This window comes from Curtobacterium sp. PhB172, assembly GCF_003752545.1.
Taxonomy (GTDB): domain Bacteria; phylum Actinomycetota; class Actinomycetes; order Actinomycetales; family Microbacteriaceae; genus Curtobacterium.
This window is the reverse complement of sequence record NZ_RKIF01000012.1, coordinates 76472-96536: the sequence shown is the minus strand read 5'-3', so window position 1 is coordinate 96536 and position 20065 is coordinate 76472. Positions and strand designations below refer to the sequence as shown.

Annotated in this window: 20 protein-coding genes; 15 read left to right on the top strand and 5 right to left on the bottom strand. The window is 71.8% G+C overall.

Annotation, left to right across the window (positions count from 1 at the left end):
- The first annotated feature begins 3 nt into the window (after positions 1-3).
- The 4 genes from EDF42_RS17420 to EDF42_RS17405 all read left to right on the top strand — a co-directional run bounded on the left by EDF42_RS17420 (position 4) and on the right by EDF42_RS17405 (position 4390).
- Entirely contained in the window at positions 4-1278 is a 1275-nt protein-coding gene (locus EDF42_RS17420) for a sensor histidine kinase (protein ID WP_260213580.1), read from the top strand.
- Positions 1260-1964, top strand: coding sequence for a response regulator transcription factor (locus tag EDF42_RS17415; RefSeq protein WP_123341173.1), 705 nt, complete (start codon positions 1260-1262; stop codon positions 1962-1964). Before EDF42_RS17420 ends, EDF42_RS17415 begins: the two co-directional genes overlap by 19 nt.
- A 471-nt stretch (positions 1965-2435) precedes the next feature.
- Positions 2436-3317, top strand: coding sequence for an ABC transporter ATP-binding protein (locus EDF42_RS17410; protein WP_123673680.1), 882 nt, complete (start codon positions 2436-2438; stop codon positions 3315-3317).
- Complete coding sequence (locus EDF42_RS17405; RefSeq protein ID WP_123673678.1) at positions 3314-4390, top strand: ABC transporter permease; 1077 nt, start codon at positions 3314-3316, stop codon at positions 4388-4390. The genes EDF42_RS17410 and EDF42_RS17405 overlap by 4 nt, the downstream gene beginning before the upstream one ends.
- 120 nt (positions 4391-4510) lie before the next feature.
- On the opposite strand, the gene EDF42_RS17400 is transcribed toward EDF42_RS17405, so the two are convergent.
- Together EDF42_RS17400 and EDF42_RS17395 are read right to left on the bottom strand one after the other, a co-directional pair.
- A complete protein-coding gene (locus tag EDF42_RS17400) occupies positions 4511-5014 on the bottom strand; it encodes a flavin reductase family protein (protein ID WP_123673676.1) in 504 nt (167 codons plus the stop codon).
- The gene (locus EDF42_RS17395) at positions 5011-5577 is read right to left on the bottom strand and encodes an NADPH-dependent FMN reductase (protein ID WP_260235555.1); all 567 of its coding nucleotides are present in this window, start codon (positions 5575-5577) and stop codon (positions 5011-5013) included. Before EDF42_RS17395 ends, EDF42_RS17400 begins: the two co-directional genes overlap by 4 nt.
- A gap of 565 nt (positions 5578-6142) precedes the next feature.
- On the opposite strand from EDF42_RS17395, the gene EDF42_RS17390 reads away from it, so the two are divergent.
- The 10 genes from EDF42_RS17390 to EDF42_RS17345 are packed head-to-tail and all read left to right on the top strand — an operon-like array spanning position 6143 to position 17347.
- Positions 6143-7324: a sugar ABC transporter substrate-binding protein gene (locus EDF42_RS17390; protein WP_123673674.1), complete on the top strand. Its 1182-nt coding sequence runs from the start codon at positions 6143-6145 to the stop codon at positions 7322-7324.
- Positions 7321-8934, top strand: coding sequence for a sugar ABC transporter ATP-binding protein (locus tag EDF42_RS17385; RefSeq protein ID WP_260213585.1), 1614 nt, complete (start codon positions 7321-7323; stop codon positions 8932-8934). The genes EDF42_RS17390 and EDF42_RS17385 overlap by 4 nt, the downstream gene beginning before the upstream one ends.
- Positions 8934-9971 carry an ABC transporter permease gene (locus EDF42_RS17380; protein WP_123341179.1) on the top strand — a complete coding sequence of 346 codons (1038 nt, stop codon included), beginning with the start codon at positions 8934-8936 and terminating at the stop codon, positions 9969-9971. The genes EDF42_RS17385 and EDF42_RS17380 overlap by 1 nt, the downstream gene beginning before the upstream one ends.
- A 55-nt stretch (positions 9972-10026) precedes the next feature.
- Complete coding sequence (gene rutA / locus EDF42_RS17375) at positions 10027-11127, top strand: pyrimidine utilization protein A (protein ID WP_123341180.1); 1101 nt, start codon at positions 10027-10029, stop codon at positions 11125-11127.
- The gene (locus EDF42_RS17370) at positions 11124-12035 is read left to right on the top strand and encodes a carbon-nitrogen hydrolase family protein (RefSeq protein WP_123341181.1); all 912 of its coding nucleotides are present in this window, start codon (positions 11124-11126) and stop codon (positions 12033-12035) included. The genes rutA and EDF42_RS17370 overlap by 4 nt, the downstream gene beginning before the upstream one ends.
- Positions 12032-13732: an amidase gene (locus tag EDF42_RS17365; RefSeq protein WP_123341182.1), complete on the top strand. Its 1701-nt coding sequence runs from the start codon at positions 12032-12034 to the stop codon at positions 13730-13732. Before EDF42_RS17370 ends, EDF42_RS17365 begins: the two co-directional genes overlap by 4 nt.
- Positions 13733-13775: 43 nt before the next feature.
- Positions 13776-15233: an MFS transporter gene (locus EDF42_RS17360; protein ID WP_185002567.1), complete on the top strand. Its 1458-nt coding sequence runs from the start codon at positions 13776-13778 to the stop codon at positions 15231-15233.
- 46 nt (positions 15234-15279) lie between these two features.
- Positions 15280-15903 carry an isochorismatase family protein gene (locus tag EDF42_RS17355; RefSeq protein ID WP_123341184.1) on the top strand — a complete coding sequence of 208 codons (624 nt, stop codon included), beginning with the start codon at positions 15280-15282 and terminating at the stop codon, positions 15901-15903.
- Positions 15900-16532 carry a TetR-like C-terminal domain-containing protein gene (locus EDF42_RS17350; protein ID WP_123673672.1) on the top strand — a complete coding sequence of 211 codons (633 nt, stop codon included), beginning with the start codon at positions 15900-15902 and terminating at the stop codon, positions 16530-16532. The genes EDF42_RS17355 and EDF42_RS17350 overlap by 4 nt, the downstream gene beginning before the upstream one ends.
- Positions 16529-17347 carry a GntR family transcriptional regulator gene (locus EDF42_RS17345; protein WP_123341186.1) on the top strand — a complete coding sequence of 273 codons (819 nt, stop codon included), beginning with the start codon at positions 16529-16531 and terminating at the stop codon, positions 17345-17347. The genes EDF42_RS17350 and EDF42_RS17345 overlap by 4 nt, the downstream gene beginning before the upstream one ends.
- A gap of 15 nt (positions 17348-17362) precedes the next feature.
- Here the strand turns inward: EDF42_RS17345 and EDF42_RS17340 are convergent, their stop codons facing one another.
- The 3 genes from EDF42_RS17340 to EDF42_RS17330 all read right to left on the bottom strand — a co-directional run bounded on the left by EDF42_RS17340 (position 17363) and on the right by EDF42_RS17330 (position 19329).
- A complete protein-coding gene (locus EDF42_RS17340; protein WP_123341187.1) occupies positions 17363-17593 on the bottom strand; it encodes a helix-turn-helix transcriptional regulator in 231 nt (76 codons plus the stop codon).
- Positions 17593-18204 (bottom strand): hypothetical protein, encoded by a 612-nt coding sequence (locus EDF42_RS17335; RefSeq protein ID WP_123341188.1) that lies wholly within the window; start codon positions 18202-18204, stop codon positions 17593-17595. The genes EDF42_RS17340 and EDF42_RS17335 overlap by 1 nt, the downstream gene beginning before the upstream one ends.
- 93 nt (positions 18205-18297) lie before the next feature.
- On the bottom strand, positions 18298-19329 hold the full coding sequence (locus tag EDF42_RS17330) for a YeiH family protein (RefSeq protein WP_123341189.1): 1032 nt from the start codon (positions 19327-19329) through the stop codon (positions 18298-18300).
- A gap of 57 nt (positions 19330-19386) precedes the next feature.
- Between EDF42_RS17330 and EDF42_RS17325 the strand changes: the two genes are divergently transcribed.
- Positions 19387-20052 carry a hypothetical protein gene (locus EDF42_RS17325; RefSeq protein WP_123341190.1) on the top strand — a complete coding sequence of 222 codons (666 nt, stop codon included), beginning with the start codon at positions 19387-19389 and terminating at the stop codon, positions 20050-20052.
- Positions 20053-20065: the final 13 nt, after the last annotated feature.

Below are 20065 nucleotides of genomic sequence, written 5' to 3'. Positions count from 1 at the left end.
TGCATGGGGACGACGACGGAGTGGTCGCGGCTGCCCGTGGGGCGCCGCGAGCACCGGCAGGACGCCGTGCTCGCGCTCGTGCTCGCCGCGGGCCTGGCCGTCACCACGGTCCTGTACGGGTCGGCCGGGACGTACGGCGACGACCAGGCGGCCTGGTGGGTCTCGGCGCTGATGATCGTCGCGAACGCGGTCCCGATCGCGTTCCGTCGCCGGTTCCCGATGTCCGCTGCCGTGGTGTCCGCGCTGGCGTTCGCGGCCACGCAGCTGCTGCACGTGCCCGAGGTGTTCCTGGTCAACTTCACCCTGTTCATCTCGCTGTACTCGGTCGGTGCGTGGTGCGCCGACCGGGTGCGGGCCGAGGTGGTCCGGTGGGTCGTCATCGGCGGGATGTTCGCGTGGCTGTTCCTCGCGATCTCGTTCGGCTGGGCGGTACCGAACGCACTGCCCAACGACGAGGGCGCCCTCATCCCGCCGTACATCGCGTACTCGCTGCTGAACATCGTGATCAACGTCATCTACTTCGGCGCCGCCTGGTACGCGGGCAACCGGGCGTGGGCTTCGGCCGTCGCCCGGCACCAGCTCGACGAGCGCACCGCGGAGCTCGCGGCCGAACGGGAGCGCAGCGCTGCCCAGGCCGTGACGATCGAGCGGGTCCGGATCGCCCGCGAGCTGCACGACGTCGTCGCGCACCACGTGTCCCTGATGGGCGTGCAGGCCGGCGCTGCCCGACGGGTCATCGACCGTGATCCCGCGCAGGCGACGGCATCGCTCGGCGTGGTGGAGGAGAGCGCGCGCACGGCTGTCGAGGAGCTCCGACGGATGCTCGGCACCCTGCGGTCGGCGGACGAACCCGGCACGGGTGACCGCGGTGTCGGGGATGCTCCGAGCACCGTGGGCATCGCACGCATCGTCGAGCTCGCCGAGTCCGCCCGGGTCGCCGGTCACCCGACCGATTTCGTGGTCGTGGGCGACGAGCGTCCCGTGCCGCCGACGGTCGCCGCCGTCGCGTACCGGATCGTGCAGGAGGCCGTGACGAACGTCCTGAAGCACGCCGGCCCCACCGCCCGCGCGGACGTCCGGCTCCGGTACCTCGACGACGGCGTCGAGGTCGAGGTCACCGACGACGGGCACGGCGACCGTGCTGCGCGGAGCCCGTCGGGCAGCGGCCTCGGGCACATCGGCATGCGGGAGCGGGTCGCCGCCGTGGACGGACGGATCGAGATCGGGCCACGCGCCCGGGGAGGCTACCTGGTGCGGGCATGGCTGCCGACGACCTGAACGGCACGAACGACCTGAACGGCACGACTGACCTGACGATCGTGCTCGCAGACGACCAGGAGCTGGTGCGGGCCGGGTTCCGCGTGATCCTGGAGTCCGAGCCGGGGTTCCGGGTGATCGGCGAAGCCCCCGACGGCGCCCGTGCGGTCGAGGCCGTCCGGGCCCTGCGCCCCGACGTGGTCTGCCTCGACGTGCAGATGCCCGGCGTCGACGGGCTCGAGGCAGCACGGCGGATCGCAGCGTTGCCGGACCCGCCGGCGGTGCTCGTCCTGACGACGTTCGACAGCGACGACGCGCTGTTCCAGGCGCTCGAGGCGGGTGCCAGCGGCTTCCTGCTGAAGAACGCCTCCCCCGAACGGCTGATCGACGCCGTCCGGACCGTCGCCGCGGGGGACGCCCTGCTCGCGCCCGACGTCACGCGCCGGGTGATCAGCCGAGCGACGGCCGCACCGGTGGCGAGCGCGCGGACCGCGGACGGCGCGCTGGCAGCCGCCGGGCTCACCGAGCGCGAGACGGAGGTGCTCCGGCTGCTCGCCCGGGGGTTCAGCAACGCCGAGATCGCCGCCGAGCTGTACGTCGGTGACGCCACCGTGAAGACCCACGTGTCGAACGTGCTGCAGAAGCTCGCGCTGCGCGACCGTATCCAGGCCGTCGTCTGGGCGTTCGAGCACGGTGTCGCCGGCTGACCGAGGCCGACCGATCCGGCACCGGCAGGACAAGTCCGCACCGTGCCGTGCTCGCACCGTGCTCACACCACGCCCGCACCACGCCCGCACCGTGCGCCCTCGCTCACCCCGTGCAGCCTTGACCGCACCGTGCCCCGCCACGACGACGCACCGAGCAACCAGAGCCCCACCGGCCGAACAACCCAGCACCGTGCCCGCCCACCCACCGGCCGAGCAACCCAGCACCGTGCCCGCCCGCCCACCCACCGGCCGAACAACCCAGCACCGTGCCCGCCGCCCACCCGCCGAACAACCCAGCACCGTGCCCGCCCACGGGCCGAACAACCCAGGACCGTGCCCGCCGCCCACCCGCTCCCCCGCGCGGTGGAGCCGACCACCCACCCAAGTCCCGCCGGATGGCGGAGGTGCCCCGGGCCTCCCGGCCAATAGCGTCGACGCAGGCGGCGCAGGCCGTCGCGAGAGGGGTACGACATGCTCACCATCGAAGGGGTGACCAAGCACTTCGGCGACCGCCGGGTGCTCGACGACGTGGGGTTCACGGTCGGCAACGGCCGCCTCACCGGGTTCGTCGGCGGCAACGGCGCCGGCAAGACGACCACCATGCGCATCATGCTCGGCGTGCTGCAGGCCGACGCGGGATCCGTCTCGATCGACGGCTCCGCGGTCCGGCCCGCCGACCGCCGCCGCTTCGGCTACATGCCCGAGGAACGCGGCCTGTACCCGAAGATGCCGGTGGCCGAGCAGATCACCTACATGGCCCGGTTGCACGGCGTCGACAAGCGCGCGGCGACCACGCGGACCACCGAGCTGCTCGAACGACTCGAGCTGACCGGCCATGCCGACGACGCCGTCGAGAAGCTGTCGCTCGGCAACCAGCAGCGGGTGCAGATCGCCGCGGCCCTGGCCCACGACCCCGAGGTGCTGGTGCTCGACGAGCCGTTCTCGGGCCTCGACCCGATGGCGGTCGACACGGTGCTCGGTGTCCTGCGCGAGACCGCGGCGCGCGGGGTCCCGGTGCTGTTCTCGAGCCACCAGCTCGACGTCGTCGAACGGCTCTGCGACGACGTCGTCGTGATCGCGGGCGGCACCATCCGCGCCGCCGGTCCGCAGGACGAACTCCGCAAGCAGGCCGGCCCCGCCGCCTGGGAGCTGCTGGTCGACGGCGACGTCGCCTGGCTCCGCGACGAGCCCGGCGTGACGGTCCGCGAGTTCGACGGCGGCTACGCCGTCTTCGAGGCCGACCCGTCCACCGCCCAACACGTCCTGCAGCGGGCCGTCCAGCAGGGCACCGTCGGCTCGTTCGCCCCGCGGGTCCCGCGGCTCAGCGAGGTCTTCCGGGAGGTCATCCGATGAACGACTCCTTCGTGCAGGCCGTGCGGCTCGTCTCCGCACGCGAGATCCAGGCACGCATCCGCAGCAAGGCCTTCGTGGTCTCCGCCCTCATCCTGATCGGCATGGTCGTCGCGTCCATCGTGGTCGGCGGGATCGTCGGCAAGGCCACCGCCGACGACACCACGCCGGTCGCCGTGGTCGACGGCGTCTCGCTGCCCACCACGAGCGGGCTCGACGTCACGAAGTCCGGTTCCGTCGCCGACGCGGAACGGCTCGTGCAGAACGGCGACGTCGACGCGGCGATCGTGCCGTCCGACGACCCGCTCGGCTACAAGGTCGTCGGCTTCGACGAAGCCCCGACCGACGTCGTCTCCGCGCTGAGCGTCACACCGCGGATCGAGCTGCTCGACCCGGACGCGCTGCCCGGCGGACTCGTGTACCTCATCGCCATCGCGTTCGGCGTCGTGTACTTCGCCTCGGCCGTGACCTTCGGCCAGTCCATCGCGCAGAGCGTGGTCGAGGAGAAGTCGACCAGGGTCGTCGAGATCCTGATGTCCGCGATCTCGGCCAGGGCGCTGCTCGCCGGCAAGGTCCTCGGCAACAGCGTGATGGCGTTCGCGCAGATCGTCGCCGTGGCCATCGCCGCGGTCGTCACCCTGGCGGTGACCGGGCAGGACAACATGTTCTCGATGCTCGGCCCGAGCATCCTGTGGTTCGTCGGGTTCTTCGCCGTCGGCTTCGTGCTCATCGCGTCGCTCTTCGCCGCGGCGGCCGTGCTGGTGTCGCGTCAGGAGGACGTCGGCAGCGTCACCACGCCGGTGATGATGCTCGTGATGATCCCGTACATCCTGATCATCGTCGCGTACAACAACCCGACGGTGCTCGGCATCATGTCGTACGTGCCGTTCAGTGCACCGATCGGCATGCCGATGCGGATCTTCCTCGGCACGGCCGAGTGGTGGGAGCCGATCCTGTCGCTCCTGATCGTGGTCGCCGCGGTGGTCGTGGTCGTCCTGGTGGGCGCCCGCGTCTACGAGAACGCGCTGCTGCGGACGGGCAGTCGCGTGAAGCTGACGGAGGCGCTGCGCGGCTGACGCCGCGGTGCGGACGGGAGGCCCGGATCACGTGAGCAGACCGGCTCACGTGGGACGGGCCTCCTGTCCGTTGCCCGGTGCCGGTCCGGCAGGCAGCGTCGGTCCGGCACGCAGCGCCGGTCAGGCGCTCAGCGTCGCGAAGGCGGACCGGTGCCAGACCAGCGGGCTGTGCGCGAAGTCGGACATGAGTCCGAGCACGCGGAGCACGACGATGTCGTGGTCGCCGGCCGGGTAGGTGTGCTCGACCGAGCACTCCAGCCAGATCGGCGCCCCCTGCAGGAAGACCGCTCCCGTGTCGGCGACCGTCGTGTCGACCCCGACGAACCGGACCGACTTGTCGCGTGAGGCGAGCTGCCGCGTGACCTGCGCGTGCCCCTCGCCGAGGATCGAGACGCCGATCGTGCCGGCGTCGCGGAGCACCGGCCACGTGGTCGAGGTGTGCTGCACGGCGAACATCACCAGCGGCGGGTCCTGCGAGACCCCGACGGTGAAGGACGACGCGACGAGCACGGTCGGTTCGCCGTCCACGACGGCGGACAGTGCGGCGACACCGCAGGGGAAGCCCGAGAACGCCTGCTTGAGTGCGGAGAGGTCCGGGGCCTCGGTGGAGTAGGGGCTGATCATGACGCGGTTCCTTCCTGGTGGCTGGCGGTCGCACCGAGGACGACGTCCCGCCAGCGGGCGAGCCAGACGTCGGTCGATGCGGGGTCCGAGTACTGCTTGTCGTTCAGGTACAGGGCGGGGGCGGGGACGGTCGCGCCGAGTTCGACCAGCACCGGTTTGAGGAAGACCTCCGGGGCGAGCGCGTGCGCCGGGCCGGCACCGAGCATGAGCGGTACCGCGACGACGCCGGCGAGCCCGTCTGCGGTGCCGAACTGGTCGAGGAACAGCTTGAGCACCCCGGTGTAGGTCGCCTTGAACGTCGGCGACGCGACGACCACGAGGTCGGAGCCGGCGACGGTCCGGACGGCGTCGGACACCGCCGTGTCGCCCCAGCCGAGCAGGCCGGCGCCGAGGTCGATGACGTCGATGACGTGGTCGGGGGCGCGACCGGTGAGTCGTTCGAGCACGACCGTCGCGGCGTCGAGCGTCCGTGAGGCCGGCTTGGGGTTGCCGGCGACGACGGTGGTGATCATCGGGGTGCTCCTGTCGTGGTGGTTGGTGCTGCGGTCGTTGGTGCAGTCCACCGCTCGTTCGTTTCGCCGCCGTGCCGGATCCGTATCGGCTGGGTTACGCCAGCGGCCCCCGGACCGGCAACGCCGGAATGTCCCGGTCAGCGCGGCTGTGCGGCCGGGGCCCCTGGGCATTCCGCCAGCGGCCGTGCGCGGCCGTCACCTGCGAATTGTGAGAGCGCCGTTACCGGAAGTCGCCTCTCATGCGTCCGGCGTGTTTCGCCCCGCCGTCGCCGCCCCGTCACCGCCCGGATCCGCGCGTGCACGGGCCTCGGTGGCGCAGTCGTGCCCCGCGGAACCACGGGGCGGACGCCCCGCGCGCACCATCGCGGCGGGTGGCCTAACACCAGCGAAACAAACGCCTAACAGGACCGTTACCGGGCGACCGCCTGCTGGCTCCCCGCTGCCGTTACATTCGCATCAGCCCCACTGCAGCGGCCGGCGTCACCCCGACGCCCCGCCGCCGGTGAACGTCTCCCGGCTCCCAGCACACGCCACCCCGCGCCGCGGGGTGTTCGTCGTACCCGCTGCAGCTTCCCCGCACCTTCCCTGCTCCACCCGTCCAGGAGGTCCCCGACCGATGTCGTCCCCCGCACCGTCCCGAACGCGTCTCCCCCGCCCCGCGCTCCTCGCCGCCGCACTCTCCGGCGTGCTGTTCCTGTCCGCCTGCTCGGCCACGTCGACCGCATCGACGACCTCCGGCGACGACACCGCCGGGGTCGAGCACGCCACGAGCCAGATCAAGGCGGCCAGCGTCGACCCCGAGTTCACCTTCGAGGGCGAGCCCTTCGACATGTCGGGGATCGCCGGCAAGACGATCTTCAACATCCCGAACTCGTCCGCAGTCCCCTTCATCACCGCGGTCGACGAGGCCGGCGAGAAGGTCGCCGAGCAGTACGGCGCGAAGTGGATCGAGTACACGAACCAGGGCACGCCCACCGAGCACTCCGCCGGCATCGACCAGGCGATCAGCCGCGGCGCCGACATCATCGTGCTGGCGCAGGGCGTCAACGGTGAACTCATCGTCCCGGCGCTGAAGCGTGCGAAGGCCGCGGGGATCCCCGTGCTGATCAGCCACACGTACCAGACCGGCGAGGCGCTGCCGGACCAGCTGCAGGACCTCGTCGCCGCGCAGGTGACCGCCCCGTTCCACGAGGCCGCGAAGCTCAACGCCGACTGGGCCATCAAGGAGACGAAGGGCCAGGGCGACGTCCTGATCATCACCTCGTCCGAGGTCCCGCCGTCCGACGGCATCGTGCAGGCGATGCAGGACGAGTTCGAGGCGCAGTGCGACGGCTGCAGCGTCAAGGTGACGAACGTGCCGGTCGCCGACTGGGCGACGAAGATCTCGTCGACGGTGCAGTCCGCCGTGCAGTCCAATCCGAACCTCGACTACGTGCTGCCGGTCTACGACTCGATGACCCTCTACGTTGAGGCCGGCGTGACCGCGGCGGGCAAGACCGGCCAGGTGTTCACCTCGTCGTACAACGGCACCCCCGCCGTGCTGAAGATCCTGCAGGACGGCAGCGTCCTCACGATGGACATCGGCGAGAACATGGAGTGGCTCGCGTACGCCACGCTCGACCAGGCCGGCCGTGTCCTGACCGACACCCCGATCATCGAGGACGGTGACGAGAAGACCCCGCTCAAGGTCTTCACGAAGGACAACGTCGACGAGACGGGCACCCCGCCGGCGCCGAGCAAGGGCTACGGCGACGCGTACAAGACCGGCTACGAGGCCATCTGGGGCGCGGCCGAGTGACCGCCGTGCCGGTGCTGCGGATCAGCGGACTCACGAAGCGCTTCGGCGGACTGACCGCACTCGACGACGTCGACCTCGAGGTCCTGCCGGGCCAGGTCCACGCGCTCCTCGGCGAGAACGGCTCCGGCAAGTCGACCCTCATCAAGATCCTGTCCGGTACCTACGCGCCGGAGCCGGGAGCGACGATCGAGGTCCGTGGCGCCCGACTGCCACTGCCGGTGCCGCCCGGGTACTTCCGCCGCGTCGGGATCAGCTTCGTCCACCAGGACCTCGCGCTCGTCCCGTCCCTGGGCGTGACCGAGAACCTGCGGCTCGCGACCGTCGTGGCCGGCCGGGGCCCCTTCGTCCGCTGGGGCGCCGAGCACCGCGCCGCCGCCGAGCTGTTCGCGCGGTACGGGGTCGACATCGACCCCCGCGCACGGATCGACGAGCTCTCCGACACCCAGAAGGCGCTCGTCGCGATCCTGCGAGCCGTCGCCGAACTCGGTGACGACCGAGCGCTCATCGTGCTCGACGAACCGACGGTGTTCCTGCCGAAGGAGGACGCCGACCTGCTGTTCCGGGTCGTCAAGGACCTCGTCGCGGACGGCCGCACCTCGGCACTGCTGGTGTCGCACGACATGTCGGAGGTCCTCGAGCACGCCGATCGGGTCACCGTCCTGCGGGCCGGCCGGGTCCAGGCGCACCGTGACACCGCCACGACGACGGCCGACGAACTCGTCGCGCTCATCGTCGGACGCGGGCTCGACGGCGCCGCAGCCAGGGCCCCGCGCCCGGCGACCACCGGGGACGCCGTGGTGGCGGTCCGCGACCTCCGGGTCGGTGTCGTCGACGGCCTGTCGTTCGACGTCGCCGACGGCGAGGTCGTCGGCATCACGGGCCTCGCCGGCTCCGGGGTCGAGGACGTGCTGCCCGGCCTGTACGGCGCACGACCCGCGACCGGTTCGCTCACCGTGCGGGACGACGGGGTGCAGGCTGCCCCGACCGACCTGACCCGGGTCTCGCCCGGTTCCTCCATCGCCCGCCGTGTCGTGTACGTCCCCGCCGACCGCAAGCGCGAGGGCGGGGCGCTCACCCTGTCCGTCGAGCAGAACGTCACCCTGCCCGTCCTCGGGAAGCTCCGAGGACTGCTCGGCCTCTCCCCCGCGCGGGAACGGTCGCACGTCGCGGGACTGGTCCGCGACTACGACGTCCGACCCGCCGACCCGTCCGCCCTGTTCGGCACGCTGTCCGGCGGCAACCAGCAGAAGGCAGTCCTGGCGAAGTGGATGCAGGACGACCCCCGGCTCGTGCTGCTGCAGGAACCGACCCAGGGCATCGACGTCGGCGCCCGCGCGGCGATCTTCTCGATGCTCCGCCGGAGTGCGGAGCAGGGCGTCGCCATCGTCTGCGCCTCCACCGACTACGACCAGCTCGCGCAGCTGTGCGACCGCGTCGTCGTCCTCGCCCACGGCCGCGTGCACGACGTGCTGACCGACGAACGCGTCGACCGCGACGTCATCGCGGCCGCCGTCGTGGCGAGCCTCGTCGACGCGGCCCAACCCGCTGCTCCGTCCCCCGCTGCTCCGTCCCCTGCTGCTGTTCCCTCCCTCGTCAAGGAGAACGCCTGATGTCCACCACCGCCGACCCCGTCCTCGAGACCTCGATCGTCCGTCCGACCCGCCCGCGCTTCTCGTGGGGGCACACCGAGCGCTACGCCCTGCTCGGTGCCTGGCTCGTCATCGTCATCGCCTTCAGCATCGCGCTGCCCGACACGTACCCGACCCTCGGCAACCTGCAGAACATCCTCGGGTCCCAGTCGGTGCTGCTCATCCTGGCGCTCGGGTTCCTCTTCCCGCTGACCGCGGGCGAGTTCGACCTGTCCGGCGCCTCGACGATGTCGCTCTCCGCCATGACCATCGCCGTGCTCAACGCGAAGATGGACGTCCCGCTCGTGCCCGCGATCGCCGCCGGTCTCGTCATCGGCGTCGTGGTGGGGCTCGTCAACGGCCTGCTCACCGTCGGGTTCCGCATCGACTCGTTCATCGTCACGCTGGGCACCTCGACGTTCATGATCGGGATCATCCAGTGGATGAGCGCCTCGTCGTCGGTGACGGGCATCGACCCCGCCCTCGTGCAGGCCACGGTCGGGTGGCGCGGGCTCGCCGGCCTGCCGCTCGCGTTCGTCTACGGTCTGATCGCCACCGTCGTCGTCCTGGTCGTGCTGAGCGCCACCCCGGTCGGCCGACGGCTGCTGTTCGTCGGCACCGGCCGCACCGTCGCCGAGCTGTCCGGGCTGAACGTCCGACGGCTCCGGGTCGGTGCGTTCGTCGGCGCCGGCCTCACCGCCGCGGTCGCCGGGGTCGTCTACGCCGGCACGCTCGGCGGCGCGGACCCGTCGAGCGGACAGTCGTTCCTGCTCCCGGCGTTCGCCGCCTGCTACCTCGGCGCGACCGCCATCATCCCCGGACGCTTCAACGCGATCGGCACCTTCATCGCCGTGTACTTCCTGTTCTCCGGGGTCGTCGGCCTGCAGATGCTCGGCGCCGACAACTTCGTGCAGCAGCTGTTCTACGGCGGCGCCCTGATCGTCGCCGTCGCCGTGTCGCAGACCATCCGGCGGCACTCCGTCGCGACCGCCGCCAAGGCCGCCGCGAAGCGTTCCTGACCCACCTCGTCCTCCCCCTCCCTGCTCGACACCCACCACAGAAAGCGAGTCCCCCATGGACATCGGAGTCTTCATCCCGATCGGCAGCAACGGCTGGCTCATCTCCACCACGTCGCCCCAGTACAAGCCGTCCTTCGACCTGAACCTCGAGATCGTGCAGAAGGCCGAGTCGTACGGCTTCGACTTCGCGCTGTCGATGATCAAGCTGCACGGGTACGGCGGCCCGAGCGGGTTCTGGGACGAGAACCTCGAGTCGTTCACGCTGATGGCCGGTCTCGCCGCCCGCACCGAGCGGATCCGCCTGTTCGCCACGACTGCGGTCCTGACGATCCCCCCGGCGATCGCGGCGCGCATGGCCGCGACGGTCGACTCGATCTCGCACGGTCGCTTCGGTCTGAACCTCGTCGCGGGGTGGCAGAAGGCCGAGTACGACCAGATGGGCCTGTGGCCCGGCGACGACGTGCACTTCAAGCGCCGCTACGCCTACCAGACCGAGTACATGCAGGTCATGAAGGAGCTGTGGGAGCACGGCGAGTCCGACTTCAAGGGCGACTACTTCACGATGAACGACTGCAAGATGCTGCCGAAGCCGACCGGACACATCCCGATCGTCTCGGCCGGGCAGTCGTCGCAGGGCATGGCGTTCGCCGCCCAGTACTCCGACTACAACTTCTCGATGGGCGTCGGCGTGAACACCCCGACCGCCTACGCCGACCAGAACAAGGCCCTCATCGAGGCGCGGGCGAAGACCGGTCGCGACGTGGGCTCGTACGTGCTGTTCATGATCATCGCCGACGAGACCGAGGAGGCCGCCCAGGCCAAGTGGGCGCTCTACAACGACGGTGTCGACGTCGAGGCGATCTCGTGGATGACGGGCCAGGCGCTCACCGACACCGAGGGCGAGGAGGGCAACACCGCCAAGCGGATCTCGCTGCCCGAAGGCGCCGTGAACATGAACATGGGCACGCTCGTCGGCTCGTACGAGCAGGTCGCGGCCATGCTCGACGAGGCCGCCGTCGTCGAGGGCACGAAGGGCATCATGGTCGTGTTCGACGACTTCCTGCAGGGCATGGACGACTTCGGCACCCGCATCCAGCCGCTCATGCGCACCCGCGAGGGCGTGGAGTCCGTTGCCCCGAGCGCGGTCACCGCATGAGCGCCGCAGCGAGCCGACCGGTCATCCAGGTCGCGGTCGTGCAGGCCGGACAGACCCCGGCCGACGGCGACGCCGCGCTCGACGAACTCATCGCCCTGTTCGAACGGGCGGCCGAGGGCGCCGACCTCGTCGTGTTCCCCGAGCTCTGCACCACGCCCTACTTCTGCGGCGTGGTCAACGACAGCCGCAAGGCCTGGGCGCAGCCCGTCCCCGGCCCCGCGACCGCCCGGTTCGCCGCCGCGGCGAAGCGTCTGGGCACCGCCGTCGCCTTCGGCCTGTACGAGGACGCCGGCGACGCGCAGTACAACAGCGCCGTGCTCATCGACGCCGACGGCACGCTCGTGCACGGCACCGACGTGCACGGCGAGCAGGTGGCGTCGTACCGCAAGACCTCGATCCCGACCAACGCGATCTCCGACGTCGACGAGAAGCACTACTTCGCCGCCGGCTCCGGACCGGTCGTGTTCGACGCGCTCGGCACCCGCTTCGGGATGCTCATCTGCTACGACCGGAGCTTCCCGGAGTACTGGCTCGCATCGCGGGCCGCCGGTGCCGAGGTGATGCTCGTGCTCGTGTCGTCGATGGGCTTCCGCGAGACCCTGTTCACCCAGGAACTGCAGGTCCGCGCGCTCGAGACGCAGACGTGGATCGTCGCCCCGAACCGCGGTGGCGAGGAGACCGTCGACGGCAAGACCGTGAGCTACTTCGGCCGGTCGTCGGTCGTCTCACCACGGGGCGACCTGGTCGTCTCGGCACCGGCCCACCAGGCGGGGCCGATCATCCGGGCCACCATCGACGTCGGCGAGGTCGCCGCGGCACGCCACGACTTCCCGCTCGGACGCGACCGCCAGCCCGGGGTGTTCCGGTACCTCGCCGACGCCCACGCACCGGCGGCGGTCCCCGCGTGACGGACGTCGCCGCCGTGGTCCGCGGCACCATCGCCCCGCAGCTCGACCGGGCGCTGGCCGCCAGCCGCGCGAACCCGTTGCCGGCAGCCCCGTCGGCGCTGCGCGCGGAACCGGCACACAGTGCGCAGCTGTTCGGTCGGCTCCTGGGCGCAGCGATCGAGGCGGCCCCGGCCGTGGCGGCGACACCGGGCACGGGCGCCGACACGGCCCCGGCCCGGCCCGCAGACGCGCCGTCGGCGTCCCGGCCCGCAGACGCGCCGTCGGCGTCCCGGCCCGCCGCCGACCCCGCCGCAGCCACGGTCGTCGAGCTCCTGGACGCCTACCGTTCCGGCACCACCACCCCGTCCGCCGTCCTGACCGCACTCGCCCCGCACTGGACGAGCGACGACGTCTGGTCGGACGCGGTCCTGCGCCTGGTCGACGGAGCCGAGGCAGCCGCCGCCGAGTCCACCCGCCGCTGGGCGGACGACGAGGCCCGGCCGCTCGAGGGCATCCCGTTCGCCGTGAAGGACATCATCGACGTCGCGGGGACGATCGTCACGAGCGGCTCGCTCCAGACCGGCGACCGTGTGGCCCCGGCCGACGCGACCGTCGTGGCCCGACTCCGTGCAGCCGGCGCGATCCCCGTGTTCACGGCGGCCACGACGGAGTTCGCCTGCGGTGGGCCGCACAACGCCCGCTACGGTGCCGTGCGGAACCCCTGGGACCCCGAGCGGTGGACCGGTGGCTCGTCCACGGGGTCGGGTTCGGCGCTCGCCGCCCGGATCGTCCCGTTGGCGCTCGGATCGGACACCGGCGGGTCGATCCGCGTGCCGTCCGCGCTCTGCGGCACCACCGGGATCAAGCCGACCTACGGCCTCGTGCCGCGCACCGGGGTCGCGAGCCTGTCGTGGACCCTCGACCACGTCGGACCGATGGCCCGCTCCGCCGAGGACCTCGCGCTCGTCCTGGCGGTCATCGCCGGGTCCGACGGCGAGGACCCGACGACGTTCACCGCCGTCCCGCTCATCGAAGCAGCACCGGAACGGGTCGAGGGGCTCCGCATCGGGGTGCCGCGCGGCTGGTTCACCGAACGCATCGACACCGCGGTGCTCGACGCCCACGCCGCCGCGACCGAGCAGTTCCGCGACCTCGGGGCGACCCTCGTGCCGATCGAGTTCGACGACCTCGAATCGATCGACGCGGAGTGCTGGACCGTCTTCTACGGCGAGCTCGCCGCGAACCAGGAGGCCAACACCGCCACGGCCGACCTGTTCGACGCCGGGACCCGAGCGCGCTTCGACGTGTCGTTCCTGCCGACCGCGGCGGACTACCTCCGGGCGCTCCGCCGCCGCCCGCTCGTGCAGGCCGCGATGGTCGCCCGGATGGACGAGGCCGGCGTGGACGTGGTGCTCACCCCCGGCATCGGGGCCACCGCCCCGCGACTCGACGACCTGACCATGTCCGTCGACGGCGAGCGGTTCAACCTGCACGACGTCATCCCCCGGAACACCCGCCTGTTCGACTACGTGGGGTTCCCGGCGCTGATGATGCCGGCGGGTACCGCGACCGACGGTCTGCCCGTCGGCGTGCAGCTCGTCGCGCGGCCGTGGGACGACCGCCTGGTGCTGTCCGCGGCCGCCGCCTTCCAACGGGTCACGACGCACCACCGCCTGGTGCCGCCGTCGTCCGCCGTGCGAGGGCCGACCGATCAGTAGCCGCACCATCGACGAGGGCGCCGCCCGACGACGCGCCTGGCAGGTGCTCTGCGCCTCGAGCCTGAGCGTCATCCTCGTCTTCATCTCCTCGAGCGCCCTGCTCGTCGCGCTCCCCGACGTCAGCCGCGACCTCGACGCCAGCGCAGTGCAGTCCAGCTGGGTGCTCCTGAGTTACATGCTCACCACCACCACCCTGATCCTGGTCTTCGGACGGATCGCCGACCTCGTCGGTCGGCGGCGCCTGTACATCGCCGGCATCCTCGTCTTCCTGCTCGCCTCGCTCGCGTGCGGGTTCGCACCGGACGCCGCCGTCCTGCTCGGCGCCCGACTCGTGCAGGGCGTGGGTGCGGCGGCCATCGTCACGAACACGACCGCACTGCTCACCGACGTCTTCCCGGAGTCGATCCTGTCGCTCGGCCTCGGCCTGAACGCCACCGTCGCCGCGGTGGGGCAGGTCATCGGCCCGGTCGTGGGCGGGCTGGTCGCCGAGTCCTTCGGGTGGCGCTGGATCTTCCTCGCCGGTGTGCCGATCTCGCTCGCCGGACTCGTCTGGTCGCTCCGGTTGATCCCGCACAGCACCCGCCCCCGTTCCGGCGAGCGCCTCGACGTGCCGGGGTCGATCCTTTCGGTCGCGGCCGTCGGCCTGCTCGTCGGTGCCGTCTCGATGGGCGGCTCGGTCGGCTGGTCGGCCGTGCCCGTCGTGGCGATGGCCTCGGGCGCGGTCGTCCTCGGCGGCGTGTTCGTGTGGACCCAGCGCCGGGTCGCGCACCCCCTGGTCGACCCGGCGATCTTCCGCGACCGCGCCACCATCACCCTGTTCTCCGCCGCTGGGCTCTGCGCCCTGTCCAGCTACGCACTGGTGCTGCTGGCGTCCCTGTCGTTCCAGGCCGTCGACGGCAAGGACGCCGTCGAGGCCGCCCTCTGGGTGCTCCCGACCCCGATCGGCACGACCGTCGCCGCCGTGACCGCGGGGTTCCTCGCCCGTCGCGTGGCCGCCAGGACCCTGTCGACCATCGGGATGCTCCTCATCGCCCTCGGCGCCGCGGTGCTCGCGGTCTCGCTCGCCGACGGCAGCGCCTACGTCGTCACCGCCACCGGCCTCGGCGCGGTCGGGGTCGGGACGGGCGTGTTCATGACGCCGAGCACGTCCGCACTGATGACCCGGGTCCCGGAACACCGACGTGGCATCGCCAACGCCATCCGCTCCGCCCTGCAGAACGCTGGCTTCCTGTTCTCGACGGCCCTCGGACTCGCGATCGCGACGGGCGGCCTGTCCGCCTCCCAGGCGGCAGCCGCCTACGACGGCAGCCTGCTCGGCCTGCCGGCCGGCGACGTCCAGGTGTTCGTCGACGGCGTCCGCGCCGCAGCGCTCACCTTCGCCGGCTGCGCGGCCCTCGGTGCGCTCATCGTCGCGTTCGGTCCGTTCGGACCACCCGACCGGGAGGCACCACTCCGGCCCGACAGGTCGGGTCCGGTCCCCGAGCCGGGGGCGTCCACGTGACCGTCCCCGCCCTGGCAACGACCACCCACGACGGAAGCAGGACCCCATGACCGACGACCACCAGGACTACGCGGCGGCCGGGTTCACCGGCGCGCTGCAGCCAGGACGACGCGCTGCGCTCGTCGTCGTCGACCCGGTCCGCGCCTACGTCGACCCCGACTGCGGGCTCTACGCCGGGGTCGAGGAACCCGTCGAGCGGATGCGGGAGCTCACGATCGCTGCCCGCGCCGCCGGGGTGCACGTGGCGATCACCACCATGGCGCTGTCCGCCGACGGGTCGAACGCCGGGGTGTTCTTCCGCAAGGTGCCGGCGCTCGCCGCGTACCTGCCGGGGGCGTCCACGGGGGCGTTCGTCGACGGGCTCGAGCCCCAGGACGGGGACACCCTGGTGCCCAAGCAGTACCCGAGTGCGTTCTTCGGCACCTCGCTGGCTGCCGACCTCGTCGCCCGCGGTGTGGACACCCTGTTCATCGCGGGGCTGTCGACGAGCGGGTGCATCCGCGCGACCGCCACGGACGCCATGCAGCACGGGTTCGTGCCGATCGTCGTGCGCGAGGCGGTGGGCGACCGGTTGCCGAGCGTGCACGAGGCGAACCTGTTCGACATCGCCGCCAAGATCGGCGAGGTCTGGAGCATGGGCCGGGTCCTCGAGCACTGGAACGTGGCATGAGCCCCGCGACGAGCACCGCGGCGTCGGTCCGCGGTCGGCCTCGGAGTGCCGCCGTCGGCGAGTCCGTCTACACGGCGTGCGTCGAGATCCTGGCCGAGGGCGACCCGCGCGCGTTCACGATCCGGGCCGTCGCCGATGCGGCCGGGGTCGGCGCGGCGACGATCTACCGGCGGTGGTCGAGCAAGGAGGTCCTGCTCACCGAGACCGTCATCCGGTTGATGGAGGAGCACATCCCCACGATCCAGGACGCCCCGATCGCCGAGGGGGTCCTCGGGCTCACCCGGGGGTGGGTGCACGCCCTGGTCGCGACGCCGGTCGGACGCGCGCTCCCGCTCATCGTGGAGACCGCGTCGCACGAGCCGCGCGTCGCGGAGGCCGTCACCGAGTGGCACCTGGACCGGCGGCTGCGGGTGAACGCGATGCTGCAGCGGGCGATGGACGCCGGCGACCTGCGTCCGGACGTCGACCTCGGCATCGCCGTCGACCTGCTCGGCGGACCGACGTTCTACCGACGCGTGTTCGTCTCACTCGACATCCAGGCGCCCGACTACCCGGTGCGCCTGGCGCGGGAGTTCCTGCGCTGGGCCGGCTGGACCGGCGACGTCTCGACGGTGGGGGTGGCCTCGTGACCGGGATCGCGCCGGAGGAGTTCGCCCCGACCGCGGCCTGGACCGACATGGGCGTCGGGACGACCCCGTCGGCGCCGGGGCACTGGATCGGGTTCAACCGACGCTCCGACGCGGCGCGCCAGGTGTCCGACCTGATCCGGGCCGACATCGTCGCGGGCCGGTTCACCGGGCCGCTGCCCTACGAGTGGGAGCTGCTCGACCTGTACGGCACGACGCGGAACGTCCTGCGGGCTGCGCTGACGTTGCTCAAGGAACAGCGGCTGCTCACCCGTGCACCGCGATCCGGCACGTTCGGTGTCCGGCCCGTCGCCTCGGTGAGCCTGGCCCGCACGTCCGACGAGGTCACGATCTACGGCGAGACGGCTGGCGGCAGCGTGTTCGAGTCACCCCGGCTCAGCATCGTGCACCTGTGCGTGCAGCAGGTGACCGCGCCGGAGACCGTCCGACGCAACCTGCAGATGACCGGCAGCAGCGCGTTCTTCGTCGAGAGCCTCATCTCGTTCGACGGCGAACCGAGCCGGGTCCGGACGAGTTGGGTGCCGCACGAGCGCTTCCCCGACCTGGTCGCCGAGCCGCTCACCGAGTACGTGCCGGACGTGCTGGTCCGGAAGGCCGGTGCGCGTCCGGAGGCTCGACGCTTGCTGCTGAGCACCGTGAACGCCGACCAGTGGACGGCCGACCTGCTCGACATCGACCCCGGGCAGGCGATCTTCCACATCGAGCGGCTGATGTGCCTGGCGGACGGGACGCCCGTCGAGTACGGCTTCTCGCGGTACCGCGGCGACCGGGCGGTGATCGACTCGCGGATCATCTGACCCGTGCGTCCGGGCTCAGTCGGTCCGCACCGAGAAGACGTCGCCCGGCTGGCACCCGAGCTCCTGGCAGAGCCGGGTGAGGGTGGAGAACCGGATCGCGCGCGCCCGGTTGTTCTTCAGCACCGACAGGTTCACCACGGTCACCCCGACCCGGTCCGCGAGCTCGGTCAGCGTCATGCCCCGAGCGGCGAGCAGCTCGTCGAGGTGGCAGACGACCGCGTGGCCGTCCTCCTGTTCCGGGGGCATCAGACCAGCCCGGACTGGTCGCGTACCATCCGCTGCGAGGCGGTCAGGGCGAACCGGAAGCAGATGACGACGAGCAGACCGAGGTACACGGGCACGAACTGGTGGTCGACGTCGGGCGTCGGCAGGCGCCCGTCCCAGCCGAGCCCCGACACCACCCAGTTCCACCCCATCCGGCGGACGAACTGGGGCACGAACCCCGCCACCAGCACCGCGGCGGCGAGCCAGTCGAGGATGCGGGTCGTCGACCGGTCGAACAGCCCGCCGCGCGAGATCTTCCACGCGACCGCCGCCACCAGGGCGATGAGGGCGCTGACGAGCAGGACCTCGAGCGCGTCACCGACCCGGATGTACCCGATCGCCCCCGCCGGCACGTCCGCGATCGGGGCCCGGAGCACGAGGTGGTCGGCGGTGACGGTCGCCCCGCCGGGCGGCTGTGGGACGTCGCTCGTCGCGGTCATCCGGACGGGCACCGACACCGTCCCGGAGCTGACCGAGCGGACGAGCAGGTCGACGTACCGCCAGACGACGAGCGCGATGCCGATCACGCAGCAGGCGACGTAGGCGAGGTAGGAGTTCCGCCCGCGGGGTGGTTCGTACACGGGTGCGGTCATGGCGTCTTCCCCTGTCGATCATCGATACCATCGAATTTCGATACAACGATAAACGATGGGTCGGACTTGTGCAAGACCCCGCCCGGCTCCGACCTACAGCAGGCCGAACACCGCCTGCGCCCCGAGGCTCGTGCCCGCCACCAACACCCAGAGCGCGATGCCGAGCAGCATCGGACGGAACCCGGCACGTCGCAGCGCCGCGAAGTCCGTCGAGCAGCCGATCGCCGCGAGCGCCACCGTGATGAGGAACGACGCCGCGGTCGAAAACCCCGGGGCAGCGTCAGCCGGCAGTACCCCGACGGTCCGGAGCAGCACCACCACGAGGAACCCGATCAGGAACCACGGGACCAACCGGAACACACGGAAGCCGCTGCGCGACCCCGCGTCGGGCGCGAGCTGCTCGCGGGAGGCGCGTCGGGCCTCCAGTCCGGCCAGCCCGATGACGATCGGGATGATCATCAGGGTCCGCACCAGCTTCACGACGACCGCCGTGTCGGTCGCCTGGCGACCGTAGACCGTCGCGGTGGCGACGACGGACGACGTGTCGTTCACCGCCGTCCCCGCGAAGACGCCGAAGGCGTGCTGGCTGAGACCGAGGGCGTGGCCGAGCAGGGGGAAGGCGAACACCGCGGCGATGTTGCACAGGAAGATCGTCGACATCGCGTAGGCGACGTCCGCGCTGACCGCACCGATGACGGGCGTGACGGCCGCGATCGCGGACGCACCGCAGATGCCGGTCCCCACGCCGATCAGGGTGCGGAGGGCGCTCGACACCCGCAGCAGCCGGCCGATCCCCCAGGCGGCACCGAGGCACACCACGAGGGTCGTCACCATGACCGGCAGGGTCTCGCCGCCGATGCGCAGGACCTCACCGATCGACAGCTGCGCGCCGAGCAGCACCACCGCGAACTGCAGCACACGGCTCGACGAGAACTTCACGCCGGGAGCGAGCACGGCGAGGGTGCCACCGGTGCGCCGACGGACGAGCCAACCGAGCACCGCGCCGATCAGGACGGCGGGGACGGGTCCGCCCACGACCGGGACGACCGATCCGATCAGGGTCGCGACGAGGCCGATCGCGACGGCGACGGCGACTCCGGGTGCGGCGGTGCGGGCGAACTGCATGGGAACAGCATCTCGTGCTCGCGGCCGTCGTGCGGTCCAGCCGGGCAGGATGGTGTGGTGGAGTACTCGGGCGAGCGGTGGGTGCAGCGGCTGCGCGACGGGGAGACACCGAAGCGGTGGCCGTTCCTCGTCGGCCTCGCGATCGTCACGGTGGCCGGCGGGATCGGGGTGTACTTCTCGGCGACCCACCTCGACGGCATCCTGCACTCGGACGCCCGACGCCCGTTCGCCGTGCCGTTGTTCTCGGTGCTGCTGCTCGGGTTCGGGCCCGTGGCCGCGGTGCTGTCCTGGTTGCGCGGGCGGCGCGACCGCGTGGTGCTGGACCGGATCCGCCGGAACGGGACCACGACACGCTTCCACCTGCCCGTCCTCCGCACGGGCCCGTACGCCGCCGACGACTTCCCGGACCCGAGGCCGGAGCTGTGGACGGTCGACGCGGCGGGTCTCCACGCGTGGTCACCCGAGCGCGACGATCCCGTGTTCGACCTGGTGTGGGACGACGTCAGGACGATCGAGCTGGCCTCGACGGACGTCCGCGGACAGCGCACCGACACCGGGATCTGGATCGTCACCGAGGCGGTGGGCCGGTTCGTGCTGCTGCCGCGCGCAGTCATCGGGCGGCCGTTCGGCGCGAGCGTGACGAAGATCCACATCCTGATGCAGGTGCTCCGGTCGCTGCGGCGGGAGTTCGATCCGCACCACGGAGCGCGCGAGCGCCGCTGAGCCGCCGACGCCG